Consider the following 21,055-nt stretch of genomic DNA (forward strand, 5'->3'; position numbering starts at 1 on the left):
TTTCAACGACCTGAGGGGGCATGCCCGGATGAGCGAGGCCGTCGCACGCGAGGCCACCGCACCCGCGCCGGCACCCCGGAGGGTCGTCGTGACCGGCCTCGGGGCGATCACACCACTGGGCGTCGGGGTCGGCGAGCTGTGGCGGGGACTGCTCGACGGGCGGCACGGGATACGGGAGTTGGAGGGGGAGGAGTTCGCCGGGCTGCCCGTGCGGATCGCCGGGGTCGTGTCCGTGGACCCCGCCCGGCTGCTGCCCCGGCCGGTGGCGCGGCGGATGAACCGGGCCGCGCAGTTCGGGGTGCTGGCCGCCCGGGAGGCGTGGGCCGACGCGGGGTTCGCCGAGGGCGGCACACGGGAGAGCGGGGTCGGGCCGGAGCGGGTCGGGGTGAGCCTGGGGGCCATTCTCGGGGACGCGTCCGTACTGGTGGGCGGGGACCGGAGGTTGCGGGAGAAAGGGCCGCGCGCGGTCTCGCCGCTCACGACCCCCATGACGGTGCCCTCACAGGCCGCCTCCCAGGTCTCCCTGGACCTGCACATCACGGGTGAGGCGAGGACCGTGACGAGCGCCTGCGCGTCGGGGACCGAGGCCATAGGGCAGGCGATCGACCGCATACGGTACGGACAGCTCGACGTGGCTCTCGCGGGCGGCGCCGAAGCCGTCGTCACTCCGGCGATCATGGCGTCCTTCGCGGCGATGCGGGCCCTCGCCGACGGTGACCCCTCGACCGGCTCGCCCTCGCGTCCCTTCGCCAAGGACCGGAGCGGGTTCGTCAACGGCGAGGGCGCCGGGATCCTCGTACTGGAGGCCGAGGAGCATGCGCGGGCGCGTGGCGCGCGGATCTACTGCGAGGCCGCGGGCTGGGGCCTGTCGGCCGACGCCCACCACATGGCCGCTCCCGACCCCTCCGGCAACGGCGTCGCCCTGGCCCTGCGCCGGGCCCTCAAGGATGCCGGGGGCCGTGTCGCGGACGTCGTCCACGTGAACGCCCATGCCACGGCCACGATCGAGGGCGACCTCGCGGAGGCGGGCGCACTGCGGGCGGTACTCGGGCAACGGCCCGTACCGGTCACGGCACTCAAGGGGCACCTGGGACATCTCCAGGGGGCGGCGGGCGGGGTCGAGGCCGTCGCCGCCGTACTGACGCTGCATCACGGGGTGATGCCGCCGACCGTGGGGTGCGAGGAGGTCGACGACGCGATCGGGCTGGATGTGGTGAGGAGGGTGCCGCGGGCGTTGCCGGCGGACGGGGACCTGGTGCTCAGCAATTCGTTCGGGTTCGGAGGGCACAACGCGGTGTTGGCACTGCGGCGGAGATAGGGGCGCGCAGACTTCAGGCTGTGCGCTTGCGCGACGCCGTCTTCTTGGCAGCGGTCTTCTTCGCGGCGCTCTTGGCGGTGCTTTTCGCCGTGGTCGACTTGGCCGCTGTCTTCTTCGCGCCCTGGGCCGTCTTCGCGGTCGACTTCTTGGCCGACGCCGACGACGCGGTCTTCTTGGCCGCCGCCTTCTTCGTCGCGGCCGTCGACTTCTTGCCGGCCGCCTGCTTGGGCGCCGCCCGGGCCGTCTTGCGCTGGGGCAGGGATCTGACCTCCGCCTCCGCCTCCCCCGGCTCTTCGCCGCGCGACTCCTTCGCCGCCCGCACGCTCTTCTCCAGGGCCGCCATCAGGTCGAGGACCTTGCCGGACTTCGCCGGTTCGGGCGTCTGCGGCGGGGCCTCGCCGGCCGCCTTCGCGGCGACGACCTCCTCCAGGGCCTCGCGGTACTCGTCGTGCAGTTCGTCGAGCTCGATCTCACCGAGGGTGTCCATCAGGGCGTCCGCGAGGTCCAGCTCCTTGTCGTTCACGGTGACGTGCGCGTCCGGCGCGACGCCCTCCGGGGCCCGGACCTCGTCCGGCCACAACAGTCCGTGCATGGCGATGGCGTCCTCGACCACGCGCAGCATGCCCAGGCGTTCACGGCCACGGAGGGCGTACTTGGCGATCGCCACCTTCTGGCTCCGCTTCAGCGCCTCCCGCAGCAGGGTGTACGGCTTGGCCGCGGGCGCCCCGCCCGCCGCGAGGTAGTACGCGCTGTCCATCTGGAGCGGGTCGATGCGGTCGGCCGGCACGAACGCCACGATCTCGATCGTCTTCGCGGTCGGGAGCGGCAGGTGGGACAGGTCCTCGTCCGTGATCGGGATGATCGTGCCGTCCGCGTCCTCGTAGCCCTTGCCGATCTCGGCCTGGGTGACCTCGCGGTCCTCCAGTTCGCAGACCTTGCGGTAACGGATACGGCCGCCGTCCTCGGTGTGGATCTGGCGGAAGGCGATCGAGCGGTTCTCCGTGGCGTTCACCAGCTTGATCGGGATGCTGACCAGGCCGAACGAGATGGCGCCGTTCCAGATGGATCGCACGTGCAGCACCCTTTCGATCGTTTTGCCAGGATCACCCGGACATCCCTCGCATTTTCTGGAATTCTCATCGTATGACGCCGATCACAGAGGTGGAGGGGCGACGGCTGGCGCTCAGCAATCTGGAGAAGGTGCTGTATCCGGCGACCGGCTTCACCAAGGGCGAGCTGCTGCACTACTACGCCACCACGGCCGACGCCCTGCTGCCGCATCTGCGGGATCGGCCGGTGTCCTTCCTGCGGTACCCCGACGGTCCGGACGGCCAGGTGTTCTTCACCAAGAACGTTCCGCCGGGCACTCCCGAGTGGGTCACCACGGCCGAGGTCCCCCGTGTCGAGGGGCCGGCCCGCATGGTGTTCGTGCAGGACCTCGCGAGCCTGATGTGGGCGGCCAACCTCGTCACCGAGTTCCATACGCCCCAGTGGGTGATCGGGGCGCCGGGTGAAGCCGACCGGCTGGTCTTCGACCTCGACCCCGGTTCGCCGGCCGGGGTCGTCGAGTGCTGCGAGGTGGCGCTCTGGCTGCGGGAACGGCTGGCGGCGGACGGCATCGAGGCGTATGCCAAGACGTCCGGCTCGAAAGGCCTGCATCTCGCCGCGGCGATCCATCCCGCCCCGTCCGAGCGGGCCACCGAGTACGCCAAGGAGCTCGCCGTGGAGGCCGAGAAGGCCATGCCCCGGCTGGCGCTTCACCGGATGACGAAGAGCCTGCGGCCCGGCAAGGTGTTCGTGGACTGGAGCCAGAACGCTGCCCGCAAGACGACGGCCACGCCGTACACGCTGCGCGCTCGGCGTGAGCCGGCCGTGTCTGCGCCGGTCACGTGGGAGGAGGTGGAGGGCTGCCGCTCTCCCGACGGGTTGACGATCCTCGCGCCGGATCTGGCTGCGCGTCTGGAGGAGTACGGCGACTTGCTGGCTCCGCTTCTCGACGGGGACGGTGCGGGGTCGTTGCCGTGACCGTCCTCGCCCCCGCCGCCCCTACCCTTCCCGTCCTTGAAGGGGCTCCGCCCCGGAGGGGCTGAAATTCCAGCGCCGGCCCAGACAATCCAGCCCGTCCGGCGTTTGAGGACGAAACCGTTCAGGCCGAAGCGGGGGTCTGGGGGCGGCAGCCCTCAGCAAGGCCCGCGGCGGCCGGCCCCACGGCTCAGCCGGCGGCACGCCACACCCCCCGGTCCCGAGCCATCGCATGCAGCGCCTCCACGTCCGCCGGCTTCAGCACCCCGCCCGTCCGGGCCAGCCCCGCCACCTCCGTGTCCTTGACGACGCGGACCTCCCGGAGCGGCCCGGTGACGGTCACGTCGGACGGGGCGACCAGGGCGAGGACCGGGTGGACCTCGGCGGTGAGGGCGTAGGACGCACGGTCGGCGTCGGCTCGGACGCGGCGGAGCAGGGGGTGGGAGTCACGGCGGCCGAGGGTGACCATCGGGTCGGCGACGGTCACCTTCTGCTTGCGGGCGTACAGGGTGTGCAGCGCGAACAGCCCGCCGGGGCCGACCACGAGGTGATGGATGCGGTCGCCGCCGGGCAGCGGCACGGAGTGCAGCGTGTGCCAGCCCGCGCCGTCCAGCCGGTCCAGCGCCTCCCCGACCGTCTGCTCCGCAGCCAGGGCCCGGCGGCGGGGGTCGGGACGGCTCAGTCGGTGGGCGGGCCCAGGATCCCGGTCGAGGGAGACCAGGAGCGCCTCGCCGGGACGGTTGGGCGCCAGGTCGTCGTCCGGATGCAGGGTCAGCCGGGCCAGCTCGGCGGGCGTGGGGACGGGGGGCGGCCCCACCGTCACCGGGCCGGTGACGAAGGGCCCGAGCGCCTCCAGCACATCCTCCCGGCGGTCGTCGCTGAGCAGGTTGATCCGGGCCGCCTCGCGGTCGTACCAGGCGATGTTCCGCCCGTCCGTGAGGCAGACGTAGAGCCGCTCCTGGCCGTGTCGCCAGGTCGGTATGACGCGCAGTCCGCTCATGCACCATCACCCCACTGACCATGGGAACAGGCGGGGTGCTGCGCGTGCAAGAACCCGGTTACCTTTGAGAGGAGTTGGGCAGACCCCCCTCGACGGGTGTTGGGGAGGCGCCGTTGCGTACCCGCAGGAAGCAACCCGACGTACCGGCTCCGGACAGCCCGTGGAGCGAGATCGTGCCCGGCCTGTGGATGGGCGGTCACGAGTTCCGGGGGCAGTCGGGCGTGGAGTTCGCCGTCGTACGGGACGAGTTCGATCTCGTACAGACTCTGCTGCGCCTGCCCGGCCACGGGCCCGATCCCGGCGTGGAGCACCACGTGTGGCCCATCCCCGACGGACCGCTGGACGGCACCCAGCTCGCGGGGGTGATACGGCTGGCCGAGGCCGCGTGCGAGGCGCTGGACGGGGGCCGCAGGGTCCTCGTCCGCTGCTACCACGGCTACAACCGCTCGGGGCTCGTCATCGCCCACGCCTTGGTGCGCCGGAGCCACTCCGCCGAGCAGGCGATCCGGCTGATACGCTCCCGCCGCTCTCCGTGGGCCCTGCACAACGAGCTGTTCGTCGACTACCTCCGCGCCGGACTGTCGACCGCCCGGCTCCTTGAGGAGCTCGCCGAGTAATCGTTTCGCCCGTCCGCCCACCGGGTGCGCAAAAAGGACTTCCGTCCGAATAGTGTGTATGGGCCGACCACCACTCGATCCCCAGGAGAACCGTGCCCCGCAGCCGCCCCGCGCGCCTCGTCGTGCTCGTCGCCCTGCTGCTGGCGGCCGCGACCGCCTGTGGTGATGCCGGGGAGCTCCAGGGCGCGGGCCCGACCGAGGTCGCGGTGAGCCCGGACAAGCTGTGGCCGAAGCTGACGCCGGCGTCCAGCCCCGCCTACGTCGTCGGCGAGGTGAACAGGGAGGTCGTGAAGGGCGTCGACCTCCCCAAGGGCGACATCCGCGACGTGCAGCCGGTGGCGGTCGTACGTCAGGAGATCGCCGCCCACCGGGACGAGTACAGCGGCAAGGACGCGATGTACCGCGCGACCGGCAGCCTGATGGCCGAGTGCGGCGAGGGCGCCGGGCGCGGCAAGTGCCCAGTGCTGCGGCCGTACTACCGGGATCTGACCGGCGACGGGCGCCCCGAGCTGACGCTGGGCTTCCGGCTGATGCCGGGCAAGACCACCGCGGTGCGCGTCTACACCATGGAGAAGCACCGGCTCGTGCAGGTGATGGCCTGGGACGACGCCATCAGCGGTGTCGAGCTGGCCGGGCGGTCGGTGATCATACGCTCGCCGTCCGAGGTCGCCGGGTACGAGTACCGGCTGCAGTGGACCTGGGACGCGGACCAGAAGGCGATGCTGCTCACGCACGACGAGATGCTGCGCACCGGGCCGGGCAAGAAGACGCCCCGCCCCTCCCCCTCACGCTCCGCGTCACCTTCCCTCTCCCCGTCCGCCACCCCGTCGGCGAGCACCCCATGAGACTCGGGCTCCCCCAGTGGGCCGGTCCGCTCGCAGTGAAGGCCGCCCTCTTCATCACGGTGATGTGCTGCGCGCTCGCCGCGCTGCTCGGCATCCTCGTGCACGTCTCGGTGACGAACCAGACCGTCGGCCAGGCCCGCGACCAGGCGCTGTCCCGGCTGGAGGACGCGACGACCGCGTTCGAGGCCGGGGACACCCTCCCGACCGGCGTCGGCCTGGATCCGCCGGAGCTGCCCGAGTCCCTGCGGGAGCTGGCGGTGGCCGGGGAGCGCGGCACGACGGTCGCCGACCACCGGGGGCGCCCGACGATGTGGGCGGCCGGTCCCGCCGACGGCGAGCGTGCCCTCGCGGTCGAGGTCGACTACTCGCAGCAGGCCCGCACCATCGAGGGGCTGGACCGGGCGATCGTGTGGTCGTCGGCGCTGGCGATCGGGGCGACGGTGCTGGTGGGCGTGTTCGCGGTGACGCGGGTGACGCGCCGGCTGCACGCCACGGCCCGGGTGGCCCGGCGGATCAGCGGGGGCGACCTGGACGCGCGGGTCGACGATCCCCGTACGAAGGATCCGACCCGGCCGCAGGACGAGGTGGCCTCCGTCGCCGCCGCCCTCGACTCCATGGCGTCCTCGCTGCAGAGCAAGCTGCTCGCCGAGCAGCGGTTCACGGCGGACGTGGCGCACGAACTGCGTACGCCCTTGACCGGGCTGCACGCGGCGGCCGAGCTGCTGCCGACGGGGCGCCCGACGGAGTTGGTGCAGGACCGGGTGGCGGCGCTGCGCACGCTGACCGAGGATCTGCTGGAGATCTCGCGGCTGGACAGCGGACGCGAGCGGTCGGAGCCGGACTCCGAGCCGCTGGGCGCGTTGGCCGAGCGGGTGGTGCGGGCGTCCGGGACCGGGACCGAGGTCGTCGTCGTACGGGACGCCGTGGTGGAGACCGACCGGCGGCGGCTGGAGCGGGTGTTGGGGAATCTGGTGGCGAACGCGCACAAGCACGGGCGCGGGCCGGTCGTCCTGACGGTGGACGGGCCCGTGGTGACCGTGCGGGACCACGGAGTGGGCTATCCGGAGTACCTCGTCGCGCACGGGCCGCAGCGGTTCCGTACGGAGGGCGGCTCCAAGGGGCACGGGCTGGGCCTGACCATCGCGTTGGGGCAGGCGGAGGTGCTCGGCGCGCGGCTGACGTTCACCAACTCGGCCGACGGCGGGGCCGTGGCGACGCTGACACTCCGCTAGGAGCGATCGCGGACAGGGCACCCCTCCTCGCTCCATCGGACCCAAGCCACGCTGGTGCTGAGCCGTAAGGCACACAAGACCGACTAATTGGGTAAGTTCCGGACATGACCAAGGCCGGAACCCCCCTGGTGGCAGCGGACGCGCCCGCTCCCGCCGCACGTCTCCCCCGGCGCCGTGGCATCGAACTGGCTCTCATCGTCGTGGCCGTCCTGCTCTCCGTGTACGGCTACTGCGCGGTCGGCCTCGCCAAGAACGACACCGTCCCGCCCGGTGCCGCCGGCTACGGCGCCGGGCTCGGCGTACTCGCCCTGGTCGCACATCTGGCGGTGCGCCTGCGCGCCCCCTGCGCCGACCCCCTGCTGCTGCCGATCGGCGTGTTGCTCAACGGCCTCGGCCTGGTCCTGATCTACCGGCTCGACCTGGAGACACCGGACGACCGGGCGGCGCCCGCCCAACTCGTGTGGTCCACGCTGGGGGTGGCCCTGTTCATCGTGGTCGTCCTCCTGCTGCGCGACCACCGCGTGCTCCAGCGCTACTCCTACGTGTGTGTCGTGGCCGCGCTCATTCTCCTCACCCTCCCGATCTTCTTTCCGTCCGTGAACGGCGCCCGCATCTGGATCCGGATCGCCGGATTCTCCATCCAGCCCGGCGAGTTCGCGAAGGTGCTGCTCGCGGTGTTCTTCGCGGCGTACCTGGCCGCCAACCGCAGTGCGCTGGCGTACACGGGCCGCCGTGTCTTCGGCGTCGACCGGCTGCAACTGCCCACCGGGCGCGTCCTCGGCCCGATCGTCGCCATCTGGCTGCTGAGCGTGGGCGTCCTGGTCCTCGAACGCGACCTGGGCACCTCGCTGTTGTTCTTCGGCCTGTTCGTGGTCCTTCTCTACGTCGCCACCGGCCGCACCGGCTGGATCGCGCTCGGCCTGCTGCTCGCGGCGCTCGGCGCGGTGGCCGTCGGGCAGTTGGAGCCGCATGTGCACGGCAGGGTCGAGGACTGGCAGCATCCGTTCGCGTCGATCGAGGCGGGCGAGGGCCCGAACCAGCTGTCCCAGTCACTGTTCGCCTTCGCGGCCGGCGGCATGCTCGGCACCGGCCTGGGCCTCGGCCACTCGATCCTGATCGGCTTCGCGGCCAAGTCCGACTTCATCCTGGCGACGGCCGGGGAGGAACTGGGCCTGGCGGGCCTGTCCGCGATCTTCCTCCTGTACGGCCTGCTGGTGGAGCGCGGCTACCGGGCGGGCCTCGCCCTGCGCGACCCCTTCGGGCGGCTGCTCGCGGTGGGGCTCGCCTCGATCGTGGCGCTCCAGGTGTTCGTGATCGCCGGCGGGGTGACGGGCCTGATCCCGCTGACCGGCATGGCGATGCCGTTCCTTGCGCAGGGCGGCTCGTCGGTGGTCACCAACTGGGCGATCGTGGCGCTGCTGATCCGTTTGAGCGACCGGGCGCGCAGCCGCCTCGGCGTCCCCAAGAGCGAGGAGGCCGCCGTGCCGACGGAACCCGGTGCCACCGCGGAGGCCGCCCGATGACCCGGCACATCCGGCACGCCGCCTTCTTCTGCGCGCTGCTGCTGATCGCGCTGCTCGTGAACGCCGCCCGCGTCCAGGTCTTCGAGGCGCCGTCCTACGACGACAACATCGCCAACCGCCGCACCACGATCTCCCGTTACGGGCAGCCGCGCGGCGACATCCTGGTCGACGGCACCCCGGTCACCGGATCCCGGGACACCGGCGAGCACCTCCGCTACGAACGGACGTACACGAACGGCCCGATGTACGCCCCCGTCACCGGCTTCGCCTCGCAGGTGTACGGCACGACCCTGCTGGAGCACACCGAGGACGGGGTCCTGTCGGGCACGAACCCGCTGCTGACGCCGTTCCCGCTGTGGAACGGCGTCGCCGTCCGCGACCGCAACCCCGGCGGCCACGTCGTCACCACGCTCCGCAAGGCGGCGCAGGAGGCGGCGTACGAGGGCCTCGCCGGCCGCAAGGGCGCGGTGGCGGCCATCGAGCCGTCGACGGGCCGGATCCTGGCCCTGGTGTCCGCCCCGTCGTACGACCCGTCGGTCCTGTCCGGGAACCGCTCGGCGGTGGCCAGGTCCTGGTCGACCCTGAACCGCGACGCCGACAAGCCGATGCTGAACCGGGCGGTGCGCAAGACGTATCCGCCGGGTTCGACCTTCAAGGTGATGACGGCGGCCGCGGCGCTGGACTCGGGCGTGGTCGAGGATCTGGACGACCGCACCGACTCCCCCGATCCCTACACCCTCCCGGGCACCAGGACCTCGCTCACGAACGAGTCCAAGGGCTGCCGGAACGCACCGCTGCGCAAGGCGTTCGAGTGGTCGTGCAACACGGTGTTCGCCAAGCTGGGCGTCAAGGTCGGGGTGGACCGGATGGCGGCGACCGCGGGAGCCTTCGGCTTCAACGACGCGAACCTCAAGATCCCCTACTCGGTCGCCGAGAGCACCTTCGACACCAAGGTCGACAAGGCCCAGCTCGCCCTGTCGTCGATCGGCCAGTACAACACCCGCGCCACGCCCCTGCAGATGGCGATGGTCGCGGCGGCCGTGGCGAACGGCGGTCAGGTGCGGTCGCCGTACCTGGTGGAACGCACGACCAGGGCGGGCGGCTCCACGGTCTCGACGGCCGGGTCCCGCCCGATGCGGCAGGCCATTCGCCCGTCGACCGCCGTCCTCCTCAAGCAGCTCATGGTGGACGTGGTCCGCGAGGGCACCGGCACGAACGCCTGGATCCCCGGCGCCACGGTGGGCGGCAAGACCGGCACGGCCCAGCACGGCCTCGGCAACTCCGGCACGCCGTACGCCTGGTTCGTCTCCTGGGCGCAGGGCGACACCGACCTGGAGCCCAAGGTCGCCGTCGCCGTGGTGGTGGAGGACGCGGACGCCGACCGGGGCGAGATCAGCGGCGGCGGGGACGCGGCGCCGATCGCGCGGGCGGTGATGGAGGCGGTACTGAAGTCGCCCTCGCCCGACGACAGTTGACGCAGGCGACCGTGCCCACCCACTGAGACACCCGCTGCGCCCTCCACGCCACCCGACCTATCGTTCGGTCCATGACGACATCAGCGACCCCGGAAGCCGCCTACGAACTCGCCCAGGTCAACATCGCCCGCCTCAAGGCCCCGCTGGACTCCCCGCAGTTGAAGGACTTCGTCGACGGCCTCGACCCGGTGAACGCCGACGCGGACTCCGCCGACGGCTTCGTGTGGCGGCTGGAGGGCGAGGCGGGCGACGCGACGGACGTGAGCGTCTTCGGCGACGAGTGGCTGATCATCAACATGTCGGTGTGGCGGGACACGAACGCCCTGACCGCGTACATGTACCAGGGCCGCCACCGCGAGATGCTGGCCCGCCGCCGCGAGTGGTTCGAAAAGGTGCAGGAGGCGATGGTGACCCTGTGGTGGGTCCCCGCGGGCCACCGCCCGACGGTCGCGGAGGCCGAGTCCCGGCTTCTGCACCTGCGCACGAACGGCCCGACCCCCTACGCCTTCACCCTGCGCACATCGTTCCCGCCGCAGGGGGCGAAGCCGCTGCTCGGCGAGGTGCCTGACGGCCTGGGCTGCTCGGTCTAGGACAGACCGGCCTCGGACGGACCAGCCTCGGACGGACCGGCCTCCGCCCCCGCCTCGATCGCGCCCTCGACCTCCGCGACCCGCTCCCGCTCCTCCGCCGCGAACCGCTCGGCGTCGAGCTTCTCGGCGATCTCCTCGTCCTGAGCCATCAGCAGGTCCAGATTCGAGTCCCCCATCTCGAACACCCCCATGTCCACGTAGGCCTGCTGAAGGCGCTCGCCCCACAGCCCGATGTCCTTGACGCAGGGGACGATGCGCGAGAAGAGCAGCCGCCGGAACAACTGCAGAAACTCGGACCGCTCACTGATCTGCTCGGCCTCGGCCTTCGGAATGCCGAAGTTCTCCAGGACCTCGACACCGCGCAGCCGGTCCCGCATCAGATAGCAGCCCTCGATGACGAACTCCTCACGTTCCCGGAGTTCGGCCTCGCTCAACTGCTTGTAGTAGTCCCGAAGCGCCATGCGCCCGAAGGCCACGTGCCGCGCCTCGTCCTGCATCACATAGGCCAGGATCTGCTTGGGCAGGGGCTTGTCGGTGGTGTCCCGGATCATCCCGAAGGCGGCCAGCGCGAGCCCCTCGATCAGCACCTGCATCCCGAGGTAGGGCATGTCCCAGCGGCTGTCCCGCAGCGTGTCACCCAGCAGCGACTGCAGATTGTCGTTGATCGGATAGAGCATGCCGATCTTCTCGTGCAGAAAGCGCCCGTAGATCTCGGCGTGCCGCGCCTCGTCCATGGTCTGCGTGGCCGAGTAGAACTTCGCGTCCATGTCCGGCACCGACTCCACGATCCGCGCGGCGCAGATCATCGCGCCCTGCTCACCGTGGAGAAACTGACTGAACTGCCAGGAGGCGTAGTGCTTGCGCAGTTCGCCCTTCTCCCGCTCGCTCATTCTGGCCCAGTACGGCGTCCCGTACAGCGCCATCGACTCGTCCGGCGTACCGAGCGCGTCGTACGGGTCGACCTCCAACTCCCAGTCGATCCGCAGCTGCCCGTCCCACTGCTTGTCCTTGCCCTTCTGGTACAGGGCCAGAAGCCGGTCGCGCCCGCCGTCGTACTCCCAGCTGAAACGGGCCGCGCCGGACGCCGGCACCTGCCAGATCGAATCCCCCGGATCCTTGGCGTACAGGTCGAAAGTCGGCATGTCTCGCAGGCTCACACGCGATAGACGCGGGGTCAACAAGTCCTGCGCAAGGGATTGACGAGCTTGCTGACAGGCAGTCTCATAACAGTCGGACGACGTACCCCCGGGTAACAGAGGTGAGAGACCGATGACGACCCTGACGGAAGCCGACGCGGTCGACGGACTGCGCGACGCACTCGGCCTGCTCAAGGACCGCGAGCAGGTGGCCGAGCGGCTGCTCGCCTCTTCCGCCAAGCACTCCTTCGACCCCGACAAGGAACTGGACTGGGACGCGCCCTACGAGGAGGGCAAGTGGTTCTGGCCCCCCGAGCTGGTCTCGCTCTACGACACCCCGCTGTGGAAGCGCATGAGCGAGGAGCAGCGCGTCCTCCTCTCCCAGCACGAGGCGGCGGCCCTCGCCTCCCTGGGCATCTGGTTCGAGATCATCCTCATGCAGCTCCTGGTCCGCCACATCTACGACAAGGCGGCGACGAGCGCACACGTCCGCTACGCACTCACCGAGATCGAGGACGAGTGCCGCCACTCCAAGATGTTCGCCCGCCTGATCTCCCACGGCGACACACCCTGGTACCCCGTCAGCCGCGCACACCAGCACCTGGGCCGCCTCTTCAAGACGATCTCCACCACCCCCGGCTCCTTCACGGCCACCCTCCTCGGCGAGGAGGTCCTCGACTGGATGCAGCGCCTGACCTTCCCGGACGAGCGCGTCCAGCCCCTGGTCCGAGGCGTGACCCGCATACACGTGGTCGAGGAGGCCCGCCACGTCCGCTACGCCCGTGAGGAACTGCGGCGCCAGATGGTGACGGCCCCGAGGTGGTCCCAGGAGTTCACCCGAATAACCTCCGGCGAGTTCGCCCGCGTGTTCTCCGTGGCCTTCGTCAACCCCGAGGTCTACACGAACGTGGGCCTGGACAAGCGAGAGGCCATGGCCCAGGTCAAGGCCAGCGCCCACCGCCGCGAGGTCATGCAGACCGGAGCGAAACGCCTGACGGACTTCCTGGACGACATAGGAGTACTGCGCGGAGCGGGCCGCCGCCTGTGGAGGTCATCCGGCCTCCTGGCGTAAGCGCACCCCCACGCCGCAGCACCCGCGTACGGCGGCAAGGGGACGTGCCGGGGGTGTCCGCCCGCAGCGGCAGGCGTCAAGAAACAGCGCCTCTTGAGGCTCGGCAACCGCCCGACCGAGGACGGACACCCCCCGGCGCGGCCCCGACCCACCCCCCGGCCGCAGGCGCTACGCGCACCCCCACTCAGCCGGGCGGGCCGCCGCGGGCACCCCCGCCCCACCGCCGGAGGCAGCGACTACCCTGCTGGTCATGACGCCCTCGGCCCCCACCCCCGCCTACCGCCGCCTGAGCGTCGAGGAACGCCGCACCCAACTCCTCAACGCCGCCCTCACGCTCTTCGCGCACCGAGCCCCCGAGGACGTCTCCCTGGACGACGTGGCAGAGGCGGCCGGCGTCTCCCGCCCCCTGGTGTACCGCTACTTCCCCGGCGGCAAGCAACAGCTCTACGAGGCAGCCCTGCGCTCCGCCGCCGAAGAACTGCAGCACTGCTTCGACGAACCCCGCGAAGGCCACCTCGTCCCCCGCCTGTCCCGCGCCCTCGACCGCTACCTGACCTTCGTCGACCAGCACGACGCCGGCTTCAGCGCCCTGCTCCAGGGCGGCAGCGTGGTGGAGACGTCCCGAACGACCGCCATCGTCGACGGTGTACGCCGCGCCGCGGCGGAGCACATCCTCCGTCACCTGGGCGTCTCCGACCCGAGCCGCCTCCTCCGCATGACCGTACGGATGTGGATAACTGCGGTCGAGGCGGCCTCGCTCATCTGGCTGGACGAGGGCAAACAGCCCCCCGTGGAGGAACTACGGGACTGGCTGGTGGAGCAGTTCGTGGCCGCGCTCTCCGTCACCGCGGGCCGAGACCCCCAGACCGCCGCGCTGGCCGAGAACCTGGCAGAGCAGGAGGCCGAGCAGCACACCGAGCCCTCCGCCGGGCAGCCGACCGCGGATAGCTGAGACTGGTGCCGTGAAGAGCGAAGACACCCCCTTCGAGGGCGGCCCCATGGACGGCCGGGTCCTGCCCGTACTGCTGGGCATCACCGGCCACCCGCCCAAGACGTACCGCATCCCCGTCCCGGACCCGCACGGCGGCGAGCCCACGGTCCTCGTCTACCGCCGCGTACCCCGCACCCCGGGCACCCGCGTGGGTCTCTCCCAGCGCTGGAAGTACGAGTACGACCCCGAGGGCAAGCACAGCCGCCGCCTGAACTGGCCCTGGTCCAAGCCAGACACCACGCCGCAGAGCAAGCCACACGACTCGAACGAGTGAAGTGACTGAGCCGAGCCGCGCACACCTACCGCGCGAACCGGCCTCCCCCGCCTGATGCTCACGGTACGGAGCAGAAACCTTCTCCGCACCGGAGGTGATGACGTGTCAGGAAGGCGAAGGCTGCTGCATCGGGCACGCACGACGGCGGTGTCGGCGGCAACGGCGACCGCGACGATCCTCGCGTCGGCGGCCGCGTCCGCACCCGCGACGGCGGCGCCCGAGCCCGCCGCCGACCCGCAAGAGCAATCCACGGCACGTCTCCTGACAGACCTTCAGCGCCTCTACCTCGAGACCGAGAAGGCGACGGAGACCTACAACGCGACCGAGGAGAAGCTCAAGAAGCAGCGCACCGAGGTCACCCGCCTGGACACCGCCCTGTCCCGCGCCCGCCTCTCGCTGCACGACAGCAGGGGCGCCGCCGGCCGCCTGGCCCGCCAGCAGTACCAGAACACCACCGACATCTCCCCGTACGTGCGCCTGCTCCTGGCCCGTGACCCCCAGCACGCCCTGGACCAGGGCCACGTCATCGGCCTGCTGGCACGCGAGCGCGCCGACACGGTCGGCCGGCTGACCGGCACGGAACACAAGGCCGACGAACTGGCCCGCAAGGCCCGCAAGGCTCTGGACCACCAACTCGTGCTGGCCGAACGCCAGAGGAAGAACAGGGACGCCGTACACAAGCGGCTCAGGAAGGTCGAGGAGCTCCTGGCGTCCCTGACCGCCGGCCAGCTCACCGCCCTGGCCGAGTTCGAGAAGAAGAGCATCAGCGAAGCCCAGAAAGACCTCATGGCATCCGGCGACCTGGCCAAGGAGGACCACAAGCCGTCCTCCGAGGCCAGCCGTGCGATCCGCTACGCCAGGAAGCAGCTCGGCAAGCCGTACAAGTGGGGCGCGGAAGGCCCGAAGTCATACGACTGCTCGGGCCTGACGTCCGAGGCCTGGGCCCACGCCGGCACCCGGATCCCCCGCACCAGCCAGGACCAGTGGGCGCGGCTCGACCGCATCCCCCTGACCGAACTGCGACCGGGCGACCTGGTCATCTACTTCCCGGGCGCCACGCACGTGGCCATGTACGTCGGCAACGGGAAGGTGATTCAGGCCCCGCGCCCCGGCGAGAAGATCAAGGTCTCCCCGATCGCGTCGAACCCGCTCCTGGGGGCGGTGCGTCCCGAGGTCAGCCCCCGGAAACCTCCGCGAGATAAGCCCCGGTCTTCTCCGGCTCATAAAAGAAGTTCTCAAAGTCGGCCGGATCATTGAACCCGTTGGCGAACCGATCGGCCACCGGCGGCAACTGCCCGGCCGCCCCGATGAGGTTGAGGATGTGCTCCGGCGGCGGCGCCAGCATCGCGTTCGTCCACTTGGTGACGTGCTGGGCGGTGGCCCAGTACCGGTCGAAGGTGGCGCGCATCCACGCCTCGTCGAACTCCTTGTCCCCGTGCTCCAGGATCGAGGAGAGATAGGCGGCGGCGCACTTGGACGCGGAGTTGGAGCCCTGTCCGGTGATCGGGTCGTTGGCCACCACGACATCGGCCACACCCAGCACGAGCCCGCCGCCGGGAAGCTGCCCGACGGGGTTCCGCACGGTCGGCGCGTACCGCCCGCTCAGCGTGCCGCCCGCGTCGGTGAGCTCGACCTTGGTCGCCCGGGCGTACTCCCAGGGCACGTACCTCTCCATGAGTTCCAGGGTCAGGGAGAGGTGCTCCGCCGGGTCCTTCACGTCGTGGAAGACGTCGAGCGGCCCGCCGGGTATGCCCTCCCAGAACAGGATGTCCGCGCGCCCGGAGGTCGTCAGGGTGGGCATGACGAACAGTTCGCCGACGCCGGGGACGAGGTTGCAGCGGACGCCTTCGGTGTCCGGGTGCTCCGGACGCGGGCCCAGGCCGTGGACGTACGCCACGGCAAGCGCGCGCTGCGGCTCGCTGTACGGCGACCGCTCGGCGTCCCGCCCGAACATCTGGACGAGCTCGCCCTTGCCGGCCGACACCAGCACCAGGTCGTACGTACGGGAGAAGTAGTCGAGGTCGCCGACCGCCGCGCCGTGGATGACGAGCTGGCCGCCGCGCTGTGCGAACGTCTCCATCCAGCCGGCCATCTTCACCCGCTGGTCGACCGACTGCGCGAAGCCGTCGAGGCGCCCCAGCCAGTCGATCGCCCGCGCCGCGGGGCCTTCGCCCCAGGAGCCGGGGGCCGCCACCGAGACGCCGAGTCCCTCGATCTTCGGGGCCTGGGACTCCCAGAAGTTCAGCTGGAGATCGCGCTCGTGCTGGAGTGCCGTGTGGAACATGCACTGCGTGGACATGACCCGGCCGGAGCGGATCTCGTCCGCCGTCCGGTTGGACATCAGGGTGACCTCGTACCCGTTCGACTGGAGTCCGAGGGCGATCTGGAGTCCGGACTGGCCGGCTCCGACGACGAGTATCTTCCGCATCCGGGGTTGTTCTCCTACTCGGGGGTTTCGTCGAGCGCGTGACCTACGAGGCTCAGGAGAGTCTCGATCACCGAGATCCGGCGGCGCGCATCCATGATCATTACAGGTATGTGCGCCGGGATCGTCAACGCGTCACGCACGTCCTGCGGCTCGAACAGCTCGCTGCCGTCGAAGTGGTTCACCGCGACGACGTACGGCAGGCCGCAGCTCTCGAAGTAGTCCAGCGCCGGGAAGCAGTCCTTCAGCCGCCGGGTGTCGGCGAGTACGACCGCGCCGATCGCGCCGCGCACCAGGTCGTCCCACATGAACCAGAACCGCTGCTGGCCCGGCGTGCCGAACAGGTAGAGCACCAGGTCGTCGTCGAGCGTGATGCGGCCGAAGTCCATGGCCACGGTGGTGGTCAGCTTGCCGGGCGTCGAGGTGAGGTCGTCGGTCTCCTCGCTCGCCTCGGTCATCAGCGCCTCGGTCTGCAGGGGCGTGATCTCCGAGACGGCGGTGACCAGCGTGGTCTTGCCGACACCGAAGCCACCGGCCACGACTATCTTCGTGGCTACGGGGGCCCGGGTGCGATCGGTCTGCCAGGGCTGTTCGGGCCCCTCTTGGCCGAGGAGCGGGGAGACACCGCGAGCGGCGTCAGAGACGACGGAGTCCACTCAGCACCCTTTCCAGCAGAGCACGGTCCGGCCGGCCCGTGCCGTGGCCGGTTCCCGTGCCGTACACCCGGATCTTTCCCTGGTCCGCGAGATCGCTGAGGAGCACCCGGACCACACCGAGCGGCATCTTCAGCAGCGCGGCGATCTCGGCCACCGTACGCATCCGGCGGCACAGTTCGACGATGGCCCGCAACTCCGGCATCACCCGGCTGTTGAGGGAGCCATTCGTCAGTTCCTTGCGCTCCTGCGGGGCCTCCAGGGCCGCCACGAACGTCTCCACGAGGAGGACGTGGCCGAAGCGGGTACGGCCGCCGGTGAGCGAGTAGGGGCGTACGCGGGCGGCTTTGCGGTCGCCGCCGCGTACGGGGAGGTGGGGCCTGTTCTTCGGGGCGTTGCTCATCGGGTACTCCCTGCCGACGCGGCCTCTAGGGATTTCCGTAGCTCGCTGCGGAGTTCGGGGGTGAGGACGTGGCCGGCCCGGCCGACGAAGAGCGCCATGTGGTAGGCCACCACGCTCATGTCGCAGTCCGCGGAGCCGTGCACGCCGAGCAGCGAGCCGTCGCTGATGGACATCACGAACAGGCTGCCCTCGTCCATCGCGACCATCGTGTGCTTCACGCCGCCGAACTGCATCAGCTTGGCGGCGCCGATGGTGAGGCTGCCGATGCCGGAGACGATGGTGGCGAGGTCGGCGGAGGAACCCCGGGGGCCGGTGGGCCGGTCGGTCCTGGCTTCCCGGGCAGCCTCGTTGCGGGCGTGGTCCGAGGAGAGCAGGAGCAATCCGTCGGAGGAGACCACCGCGACTGACTGGATGCCCGGCACCTCCTCGACCAGATTCGTCAACAACCAGTGCAGGTTGCGGGCTTCACTGCTCAGTCCGAAGGTACTGGGCGCGGTCAACTGCTTGCCTCCTCGGCTGTGCCCCCCGTGGCTGCTTCGGTTTCCGTGCTCGGTGCCGGGTTCTGGCCCGTGTGTTCGGCGATCTCCGCCTGTACGTCGCGGTAGCCGGCCGCCGCTCCCTGGCGGAAGCCTCCCAGCCTCCGGCGGAGGGCGTCGGCGTCGACGCTGCCGGTCCGCTGGCGCGGGGCCTGGGTGGGGGCGGTGATCTTCGGGGTGCGCTTGGGCAGGCCCTTGTCGGTGACGAGTTCATCCGCCTCGTCGGGGACGCGTTCGTGCACCGCCTCGGCTTCGCCTTCGGCGACCGGGGGTTCGGCGGCTACCGGTTCGGCGGCTGCTGTCGGTTCCTCCCCCGTCGCCTGCGCCGGGATCAGCAGCTCCATCGTCGTCTCGGCGGGATGCTCCCGCTCCTGCTCGGCCTCGGGTGCCGCCGGCCGGCGTACGGCCTCCTCGGCGTCGCCGGTCTCGCGTACGGCCGGGTCGGCGTCGCGGGTCTCGCGTACCGCCCGCTCCGCCAGCGCAACCAGCGGGTCCTCGCCCTTGGCGCGGCCGGGCAGGACGTTGGAGTTGGCCTCCGCGTCGGCGCCCGGGAGGGAGAACGTGTGGGCGCCGGTGCGGTGCGGCGTGTCCGAGGGGACCGCGGCCGGTGGGGCCGCCGCCAGCAGGCCCCCCGGCAGGACCGCGACCGCCGCGATGCCGCCCTGCTTCTGCTCGCGCAGCTGGACGCGGACGCCATGGCGGTGGGCGAGGCGGGCGACGACGTACAGGCCGAGGCCCAGGCCTTCGTCGCCCTCCTGGTCGTAGGGGTTCTCGGGGTCGAAGCCGGCGAGGCGGGAGTTGAGGCGGGACATGCGCTCGTCCGTCATGCCGATGCCCTCGTCCTGGACGGAGAGCATCACCTCGCCGCTCTCCAGCAGCCAGCCGGAGATCTCGACGGGCAGGTCGGGCGGGGAGAACGAGGTGGCGTTCTCCATCAGCTCGGCCAGCAGGTGGGAGAGGTCGTCGGCCGCGAAGCCCGCCACGTGCGCGTGCGGCGGCAACGCGGCGATACGGACCCGCTCGTACCGCTCGATCTCGCTGACCGCCGCGCGCACGACGTCGACCAGCGGAACCGGTCCGGCGTGCTGCTGGACGTGCTCGGTCCCGGCCAGGACGAGGAGGTTCTCGCTGTGCCGGCGCATGACCGTGGCGAAGTGGTCCAGCTTGAACAGGGTGGCGAGGCGCTCGGGGTCCTGCTCGCGCTCCTCAAGGCCCTCGATGACGCCGAGCTGACGCTCGACGAGGCCGAGGGTGCGCAGGGCCAGGTTGACGAAGGTGCTGCCGATGCTGTCGCGCAGACGTTCCAGCTGGGCGGCGGACTCGGCGAGTTCGGTGCGCAGTTCCTCACGGGCGTCGGCCATCTTCTGGCGCTGCCCGACGAGGTGTTTGCGGTCGGACTCCAGGGTGCCGATGCGCTCGTGGAGGGCGAGGGCCTGTGCGTGCAGGACGTTGACGGAGTCGACGACCTGGGCGAACTCGTCCTTGCGGCCGGTGAACTTGACCGGCTCCTGAGCCGCCGGGTCCTCGGCCGTCGCGAGCCGGGCGGAGCCGAGGCGCAGTACGGCGAGGGGCCGGGTGAGGCTGCGGGCCATGCCCGTGGCTACGCCCACGGCGAGCAGCATCAGGGCGCCGAGGATCGCGATCCGGATCTCCAGCGCGGTGACGTCGTCGTCGCGCAGCTCCTCCAGGGCCTTGGTGCGGCGGTCGTAGAGGGCGGACTCCACACCGCGCATCATGTCGACACGGGCGGAGAGGGCGGCCTCGACGCGCCCGGCGTCGGTGGCCAGGTCGCGGTCGGAGAGCGTGGCCTGGTCGGTGAGGGCGGCGAGATACCGCTCGGCGGTGCCGATCTCGGGGCCGGTGACCGTGGAGTCGTACGAGGTGCGCGCGGTCTTCGGGGCGGAGTCGCGGAAGTCGGCGACGGCGGCGTCGGAACGCAGGCGCGCCTGCTGGGCGGCGGCACTGAGGGCGGCGCGCTGCTCGGCGTCGGCGTCCGAGGAGGTCTCGCGGGTGGCCGGGACCCCGGTGACCGGGTCGATGACGGTCTCGGTGGTGGTCGGCACGCTCAGGGCGGCGAGCAGCAGCCCCCGGGTTGCGGCGGCCTGCTGCACGGCGGAGTCCAGCTCGGCCAGCGCGTAGGCGCCGGAGCCCGCGCGGGGCGGCATCTGCTCCGCCAGCCGCTCGGCCAGCCGGTGCAGTTCGGTGATGGTGGCCGAGTAGGCGTTGTGCGCTTCCAGCGCGGTGCTCTTGCCGGTGAGCGCGCCCCTGCGCAAGGCGGCGATGCCGTCGAGGTCGTCGTGCAGGGAGGCGGGCGCGTCGGGGTCGGCGCGCAGTTCCTCGACCTGCCGGTCGACGCGGGCGCTGCGCTGCTCGCTGGGCGCCTTGGACTTGGGACGGCCGGCGGCGACGTACGTCGTGACCTCGTCGCGCTCGTCGGCCAGGGAGTGCGCCAGGGTGAGCGCGTCCTCGGTCTGCTCGGCGAGGATCACCAGCTCCTGGGAGTCGTGCAGTTGCCCGGAGGCGGCGACGACCGAGGGGACGCCGGCCCCGGCGATGGCGGCGGCCACGACGGCGACGGCGACGATCAGCCGGTTCCGTACGTGGGTGGGGCGCCCCTTGCCGGCGGGTGTGGCGTCGGTGGTGGTGCCGGGAGTGGGCTGCGTGCCCCCCGTGGAGGCCGTCTTCTTGCCTGAGCGACGTGGCCGCATCTTCTGCACCGGTGCTCGCATTCCTGACTCGTGATACCCATGGGTCCGGATGACGCTCCGTCAACTACCGCCGACCTCGCGTGCACCCCTTCCCCAAGCTCGCGGCATTGCTCGAGCTGGGGGTGTCCTCACCGGTCCCCGACCCTCCCAGTGCCGGTGGGCAACGGCCGCGCATCACCTGACCCGCCACCCGAAGGAGTGAACCCCGGAGGGGAGTTGGCGGGCAAGTTCCTCC

General features: G+C 71.2%; 19 protein-coding genes and 1 pseudogene. 12 read left to right on the top strand and 8 right to left on the bottom strand.

What is annotated here, in order from left to right; all coding sequences use genetic code 11:
• Positions 1 to 67 precede the first annotated feature (67 nt).
• Positions 68 to 1,318: pseudogene (locus OG331_RS17785) on the top strand (beta-ketoacyl-[acyl-carrier-protein] synthase family protein); the annotation flags it as partial.
• A gap of 13 nt (positions 1,319 to 1,331) precedes the next feature.
• On the opposite strand, the gene OG331_RS17790 reads toward OG331_RS17785, so the two are convergent.
• Entirely contained in the window at positions 1,332 to 2,399 is a 1,068-nt protein-coding gene (locus OG331_RS17790) for a Ku protein (RefSeq protein WP_406197274.1), read from the bottom strand.
• Between the two features lie 62 nt (positions 2,400 to 2,461).
• Here OG331_RS17790 and ligD point away from each other — a divergent pair, with 62 nt between their 5' ends.
• On the top strand, positions 2,462 to 3,343 hold the full coding sequence (gene ligD, locus OG331_RS17795) for a non-homologous end-joining DNA ligase (protein WP_406197277.1): 882 nt from the start codon (positions 2,462 to 2,464) through the stop codon (positions 3,341 to 3,343).
• Positions 3,344 to 3,530: 187 nt separating this feature from the next.
• Here ligD and OG331_RS17800 read toward each other — a convergent pair whose 3' ends face one another.
• A complete protein-coding gene (locus tag OG331_RS17800) occupies positions 3,531 to 4,340 on the bottom strand; it encodes a nuclease-related domain-containing protein (protein ID WP_406197280.1) in 810 nt (269 codons plus the stop codon).
• 113 nt (positions 4,341 to 4,453) lie between these two features.
• On the opposite strand from OG331_RS17800, the gene OG331_RS17805 reads away from it, so the two are divergent.
• The 6 genes from OG331_RS17805 to OG331_RS17830 all read left to right on the top strand — a co-directional run bounded on the left by OG331_RS17805 (position 4,454) and on the right by OG331_RS17830 (position 10,622).
• Entirely contained in the window at positions 4,454 to 4,957 is a 504-nt protein-coding gene (locus OG331_RS17805) for a protein phosphatase (RefSeq protein WP_406197283.1), read from the top strand.
• 92 nt (positions 4,958 to 5,049) lie between these two features.
• Positions 5,050 to 5,802 (top strand): hypothetical protein, encoded by a 753-nt coding sequence (locus OG331_RS17810; RefSeq protein WP_406197286.1) that lies wholly within the window; start codon positions 5,050 to 5,052, stop codon positions 5,800 to 5,802.
• The gene (locus OG331_RS17815; RefSeq protein WP_406197288.1) at positions 5,799 to 7,034 is read left to right on the top strand and encodes an ATP-binding protein; all 1,236 of its coding nucleotides are present in this window, start codon (positions 5,799 to 5,801) and stop codon (positions 7,032 to 7,034) included. Before OG331_RS17810 ends, OG331_RS17815 begins: the two co-directional genes overlap by 4 nt.
• 104 nt (positions 7,035 to 7,138) lie before the next feature.
• On the top strand, positions 7,139 to 8,557 hold the full coding sequence (locus OG331_RS17820) for an FtsW/RodA/SpoVE family cell cycle protein (RefSeq protein WP_406197290.1): 1,419 nt from the start codon (positions 7,139 to 7,141) through the stop codon (positions 8,555 to 8,557).
• Positions 8,554 to 10,032, top strand: a complete 1,479-nt coding sequence (locus tag OG331_RS17825) for a penicillin-binding transpeptidase domain-containing protein (protein WP_406197292.1) — start codon at positions 8,554 to 8,556, stop codon at positions 10,030 to 10,032. Before OG331_RS17820 ends, OG331_RS17825 begins: the two co-directional genes overlap by 4 nt.
• A gap of 71 nt (positions 10,033 to 10,103) precedes the next feature.
• Positions 10,104 to 10,622, top strand: coding sequence for a DUF3291 domain-containing protein (locus tag OG331_RS17830; protein WP_406197294.1), 519 nt, complete (start codon positions 10,104 to 10,106; stop codon positions 10,620 to 10,622).
• Here OG331_RS17830 and OG331_RS17835 read toward each other — a convergent pair.
• Positions 10,619 to 11,764 (bottom strand): ferritin-like domain-containing protein, encoded by a 1,146-nt coding sequence (locus OG331_RS17835; RefSeq protein WP_406197296.1) that lies wholly within the window; start codon positions 11,762 to 11,764, stop codon positions 10,619 to 10,621. The genes OG331_RS17830 and OG331_RS17835 overlap by 4 nt on opposite strands.
• Before the next feature lie 127 nt (positions 11,765 to 11,891).
• Between OG331_RS17835 and OG331_RS17840 the strand changes: the two genes are divergently transcribed.
• From OG331_RS17840 to OG331_RS17855, 4 genes are all read left to right on the top strand, one after another.
• The gene (locus tag OG331_RS17840) at positions 11,892 to 12,830 is read left to right on the top strand and encodes a diiron oxygenase (protein ID WP_406197299.1); all 939 of its coding nucleotides are present in this window, start codon (positions 11,892 to 11,894) and stop codon (positions 12,828 to 12,830) included.
• Positions 12,831 to 13,080: 250 nt separating this feature from the next.
• Positions 13,081 to 13,782 (top strand): TetR/AcrR family transcriptional regulator, encoded by a 702-nt coding sequence (locus OG331_RS17845; RefSeq protein ID WP_406197302.1) that lies wholly within the window; start codon positions 13,081 to 13,083, stop codon positions 13,780 to 13,782.
• A 10-nt stretch (positions 13,783 to 13,792) separates the two neighbouring features.
• The gene (locus OG331_RS17850; protein ID WP_406197304.1) at positions 13,793 to 14,095 is read left to right on the top strand and encodes a hypothetical protein; all 303 of its coding nucleotides are present in this window, start codon (positions 13,793 to 13,795) and stop codon (positions 14,093 to 14,095) included.
• 102 nt (positions 14,096 to 14,197) lie between these two features.
• Positions 14,198 to 15,352 carry a C40 family peptidase gene (locus OG331_RS17855; protein WP_406197306.1) on the top strand — a complete coding sequence of 385 codons (1,155 nt, stop codon included), beginning with the start codon at positions 14,198 to 14,200 and terminating at the stop codon, positions 15,350 to 15,352.
• Here the strand turns inward: OG331_RS17855 and OG331_RS17860 are convergent.
• Genes OG331_RS17860 through OG331_RS17880 form a run of 5 tightly spaced genes read right to left on the bottom strand, consistent with a single transcriptional unit; the run spans position 15,270 to position 20,841 of the window.
• The gene (locus tag OG331_RS17860; protein WP_406197309.1) at positions 15,270 to 16,523 is read right to left on the bottom strand and encodes a styrene monooxygenase/indole monooxygenase family protein; all 1,254 of its coding nucleotides are present in this window, start codon (positions 16,521 to 16,523) and stop codon (positions 15,270 to 15,272) included. The two genes, OG331_RS17855 and OG331_RS17860, sit on opposite strands and share 83 nt — an antisense overlap.
• A 14-nt stretch (positions 16,524 to 16,537) precedes the next feature.
• Positions 16,538 to 17,176: a GTP-binding protein gene (locus OG331_RS17865; protein ID WP_406197311.1), complete on the bottom strand. Its 639-nt coding sequence runs from the start codon at positions 17,174 to 17,176 to the stop codon at positions 16,538 to 16,540.
• The gene (locus tag OG331_RS17870; protein ID WP_406197313.1) at positions 17,157 to 17,576 is read right to left on the bottom strand and encodes a DUF742 domain-containing protein; all 420 of its coding nucleotides are present in this window, start codon (positions 17,574 to 17,576) and stop codon (positions 17,157 to 17,159) included. Before OG331_RS17870 ends, OG331_RS17865 begins: the two co-directional genes overlap by 20 nt.
• The gene (locus OG331_RS17875; protein WP_328879344.1) at positions 17,573 to 18,076 is read right to left on the bottom strand and encodes a roadblock/LC7 domain-containing protein; all 504 of its coding nucleotides are present in this window, start codon (positions 18,074 to 18,076) and stop codon (positions 17,573 to 17,575) included. The genes OG331_RS17870 and OG331_RS17875 overlap by 4 nt, the downstream gene beginning before the upstream one ends.
• Positions 18,073 to 20,841, bottom strand: a complete 2,769-nt coding sequence (locus OG331_RS17880) for a nitrate- and nitrite sensing domain-containing protein (protein WP_406197316.1) — start codon at positions 20,839 to 20,841, stop codon at positions 18,073 to 18,075. Before OG331_RS17880 ends, OG331_RS17875 begins: the two co-directional genes overlap by 4 nt.
• Positions 20,842 to 21,055 lie beyond the last annotated feature (214 nt).

This window comes from Streptomyces sp. NBC_01017, assembly GCF_045162795.1.
GTDB lineage: Bacteria > Actinomycetota > Actinomycetes > Streptomycetales > Streptomycetaceae > Streptomyces > Streptomyces machairae.

Bases quoted from the DNA above. Each gene is read 5' to 3' on its own strand.
- ligD (WP_406197277.1), top strand. From the start codon at position 2,462: ATGACGCCGATCACAGAGGTGGAGGGGCGACGGCTGGCGCTCAGCAAT.
- OG331_RS17880 (WP_406197316.1), bottom strand. From the start codon at position 20,841: ATGCGAGCACCGGTGCAGAAGATGCGGCCACGTCGCTCAGGCAAGAAG.
- OG331_RS17800 (WP_406197280.1), bottom strand. From the start codon at position 4,340: ATGAGCGGACTGCGCGTCATACCGACCTGGCGACACGGCCAGGAGCGG.
- OG331_RS17820 (WP_406197290.1), top strand. From the start codon at position 7,139: ATGACCAAGGCCGGAACCCCCCTGGTGGCAGCGGACGCGCCCGCTCCC.
- OG331_RS17860 (WP_406197309.1), bottom strand. From the start codon at position 16,523: ATGCGGAAGATACTCGTCGTCGGAGCCGGCCAGTCCGGACTCCAGATC.
- OG331_RS17815 (WP_406197288.1), top strand. From the start codon at position 5,799: ATGAGACTCGGGCTCCCCCAGTGGGCCGGTCCGCTCGCAGTGAAGGCC.
- OG331_RS17835 (WP_406197296.1), bottom strand. From the start codon at position 11,764: ATGCCGACTTTCGACCTGTACGCCAAGGATCCGGGGGATTCGATCTGG.
- OG331_RS17870 (WP_406197313.1), bottom strand. From the start codon at position 17,576: ATGAGCAACGCCCCGAAGAACAGGCCCCACCTCCCCGTACGCGGCGGC.
- OG331_RS17845 (WP_406197302.1), top strand. From the start codon at position 13,081: ATGACGCCCTCGGCCCCCACCCCCGCCTACCGCCGCCTGAGCGTCGAG.
- OG331_RS17830 (WP_406197294.1), top strand. From the start codon at position 10,104: ATGACGACATCAGCGACCCCGGAAGCCGCCTACGAACTCGCCCAGGTC.
- OG331_RS17825 (WP_406197292.1), top strand. From the start codon at position 8,554: ATGACCCGGCACATCCGGCACGCCGCCTTCTTCTGCGCGCTGCTGCTG.
- OG331_RS17840 (WP_406197299.1), top strand. From the start codon at position 11,892: ATGACGACCCTGACGGAAGCCGACGCGGTCGACGGACTGCGCGACGCA.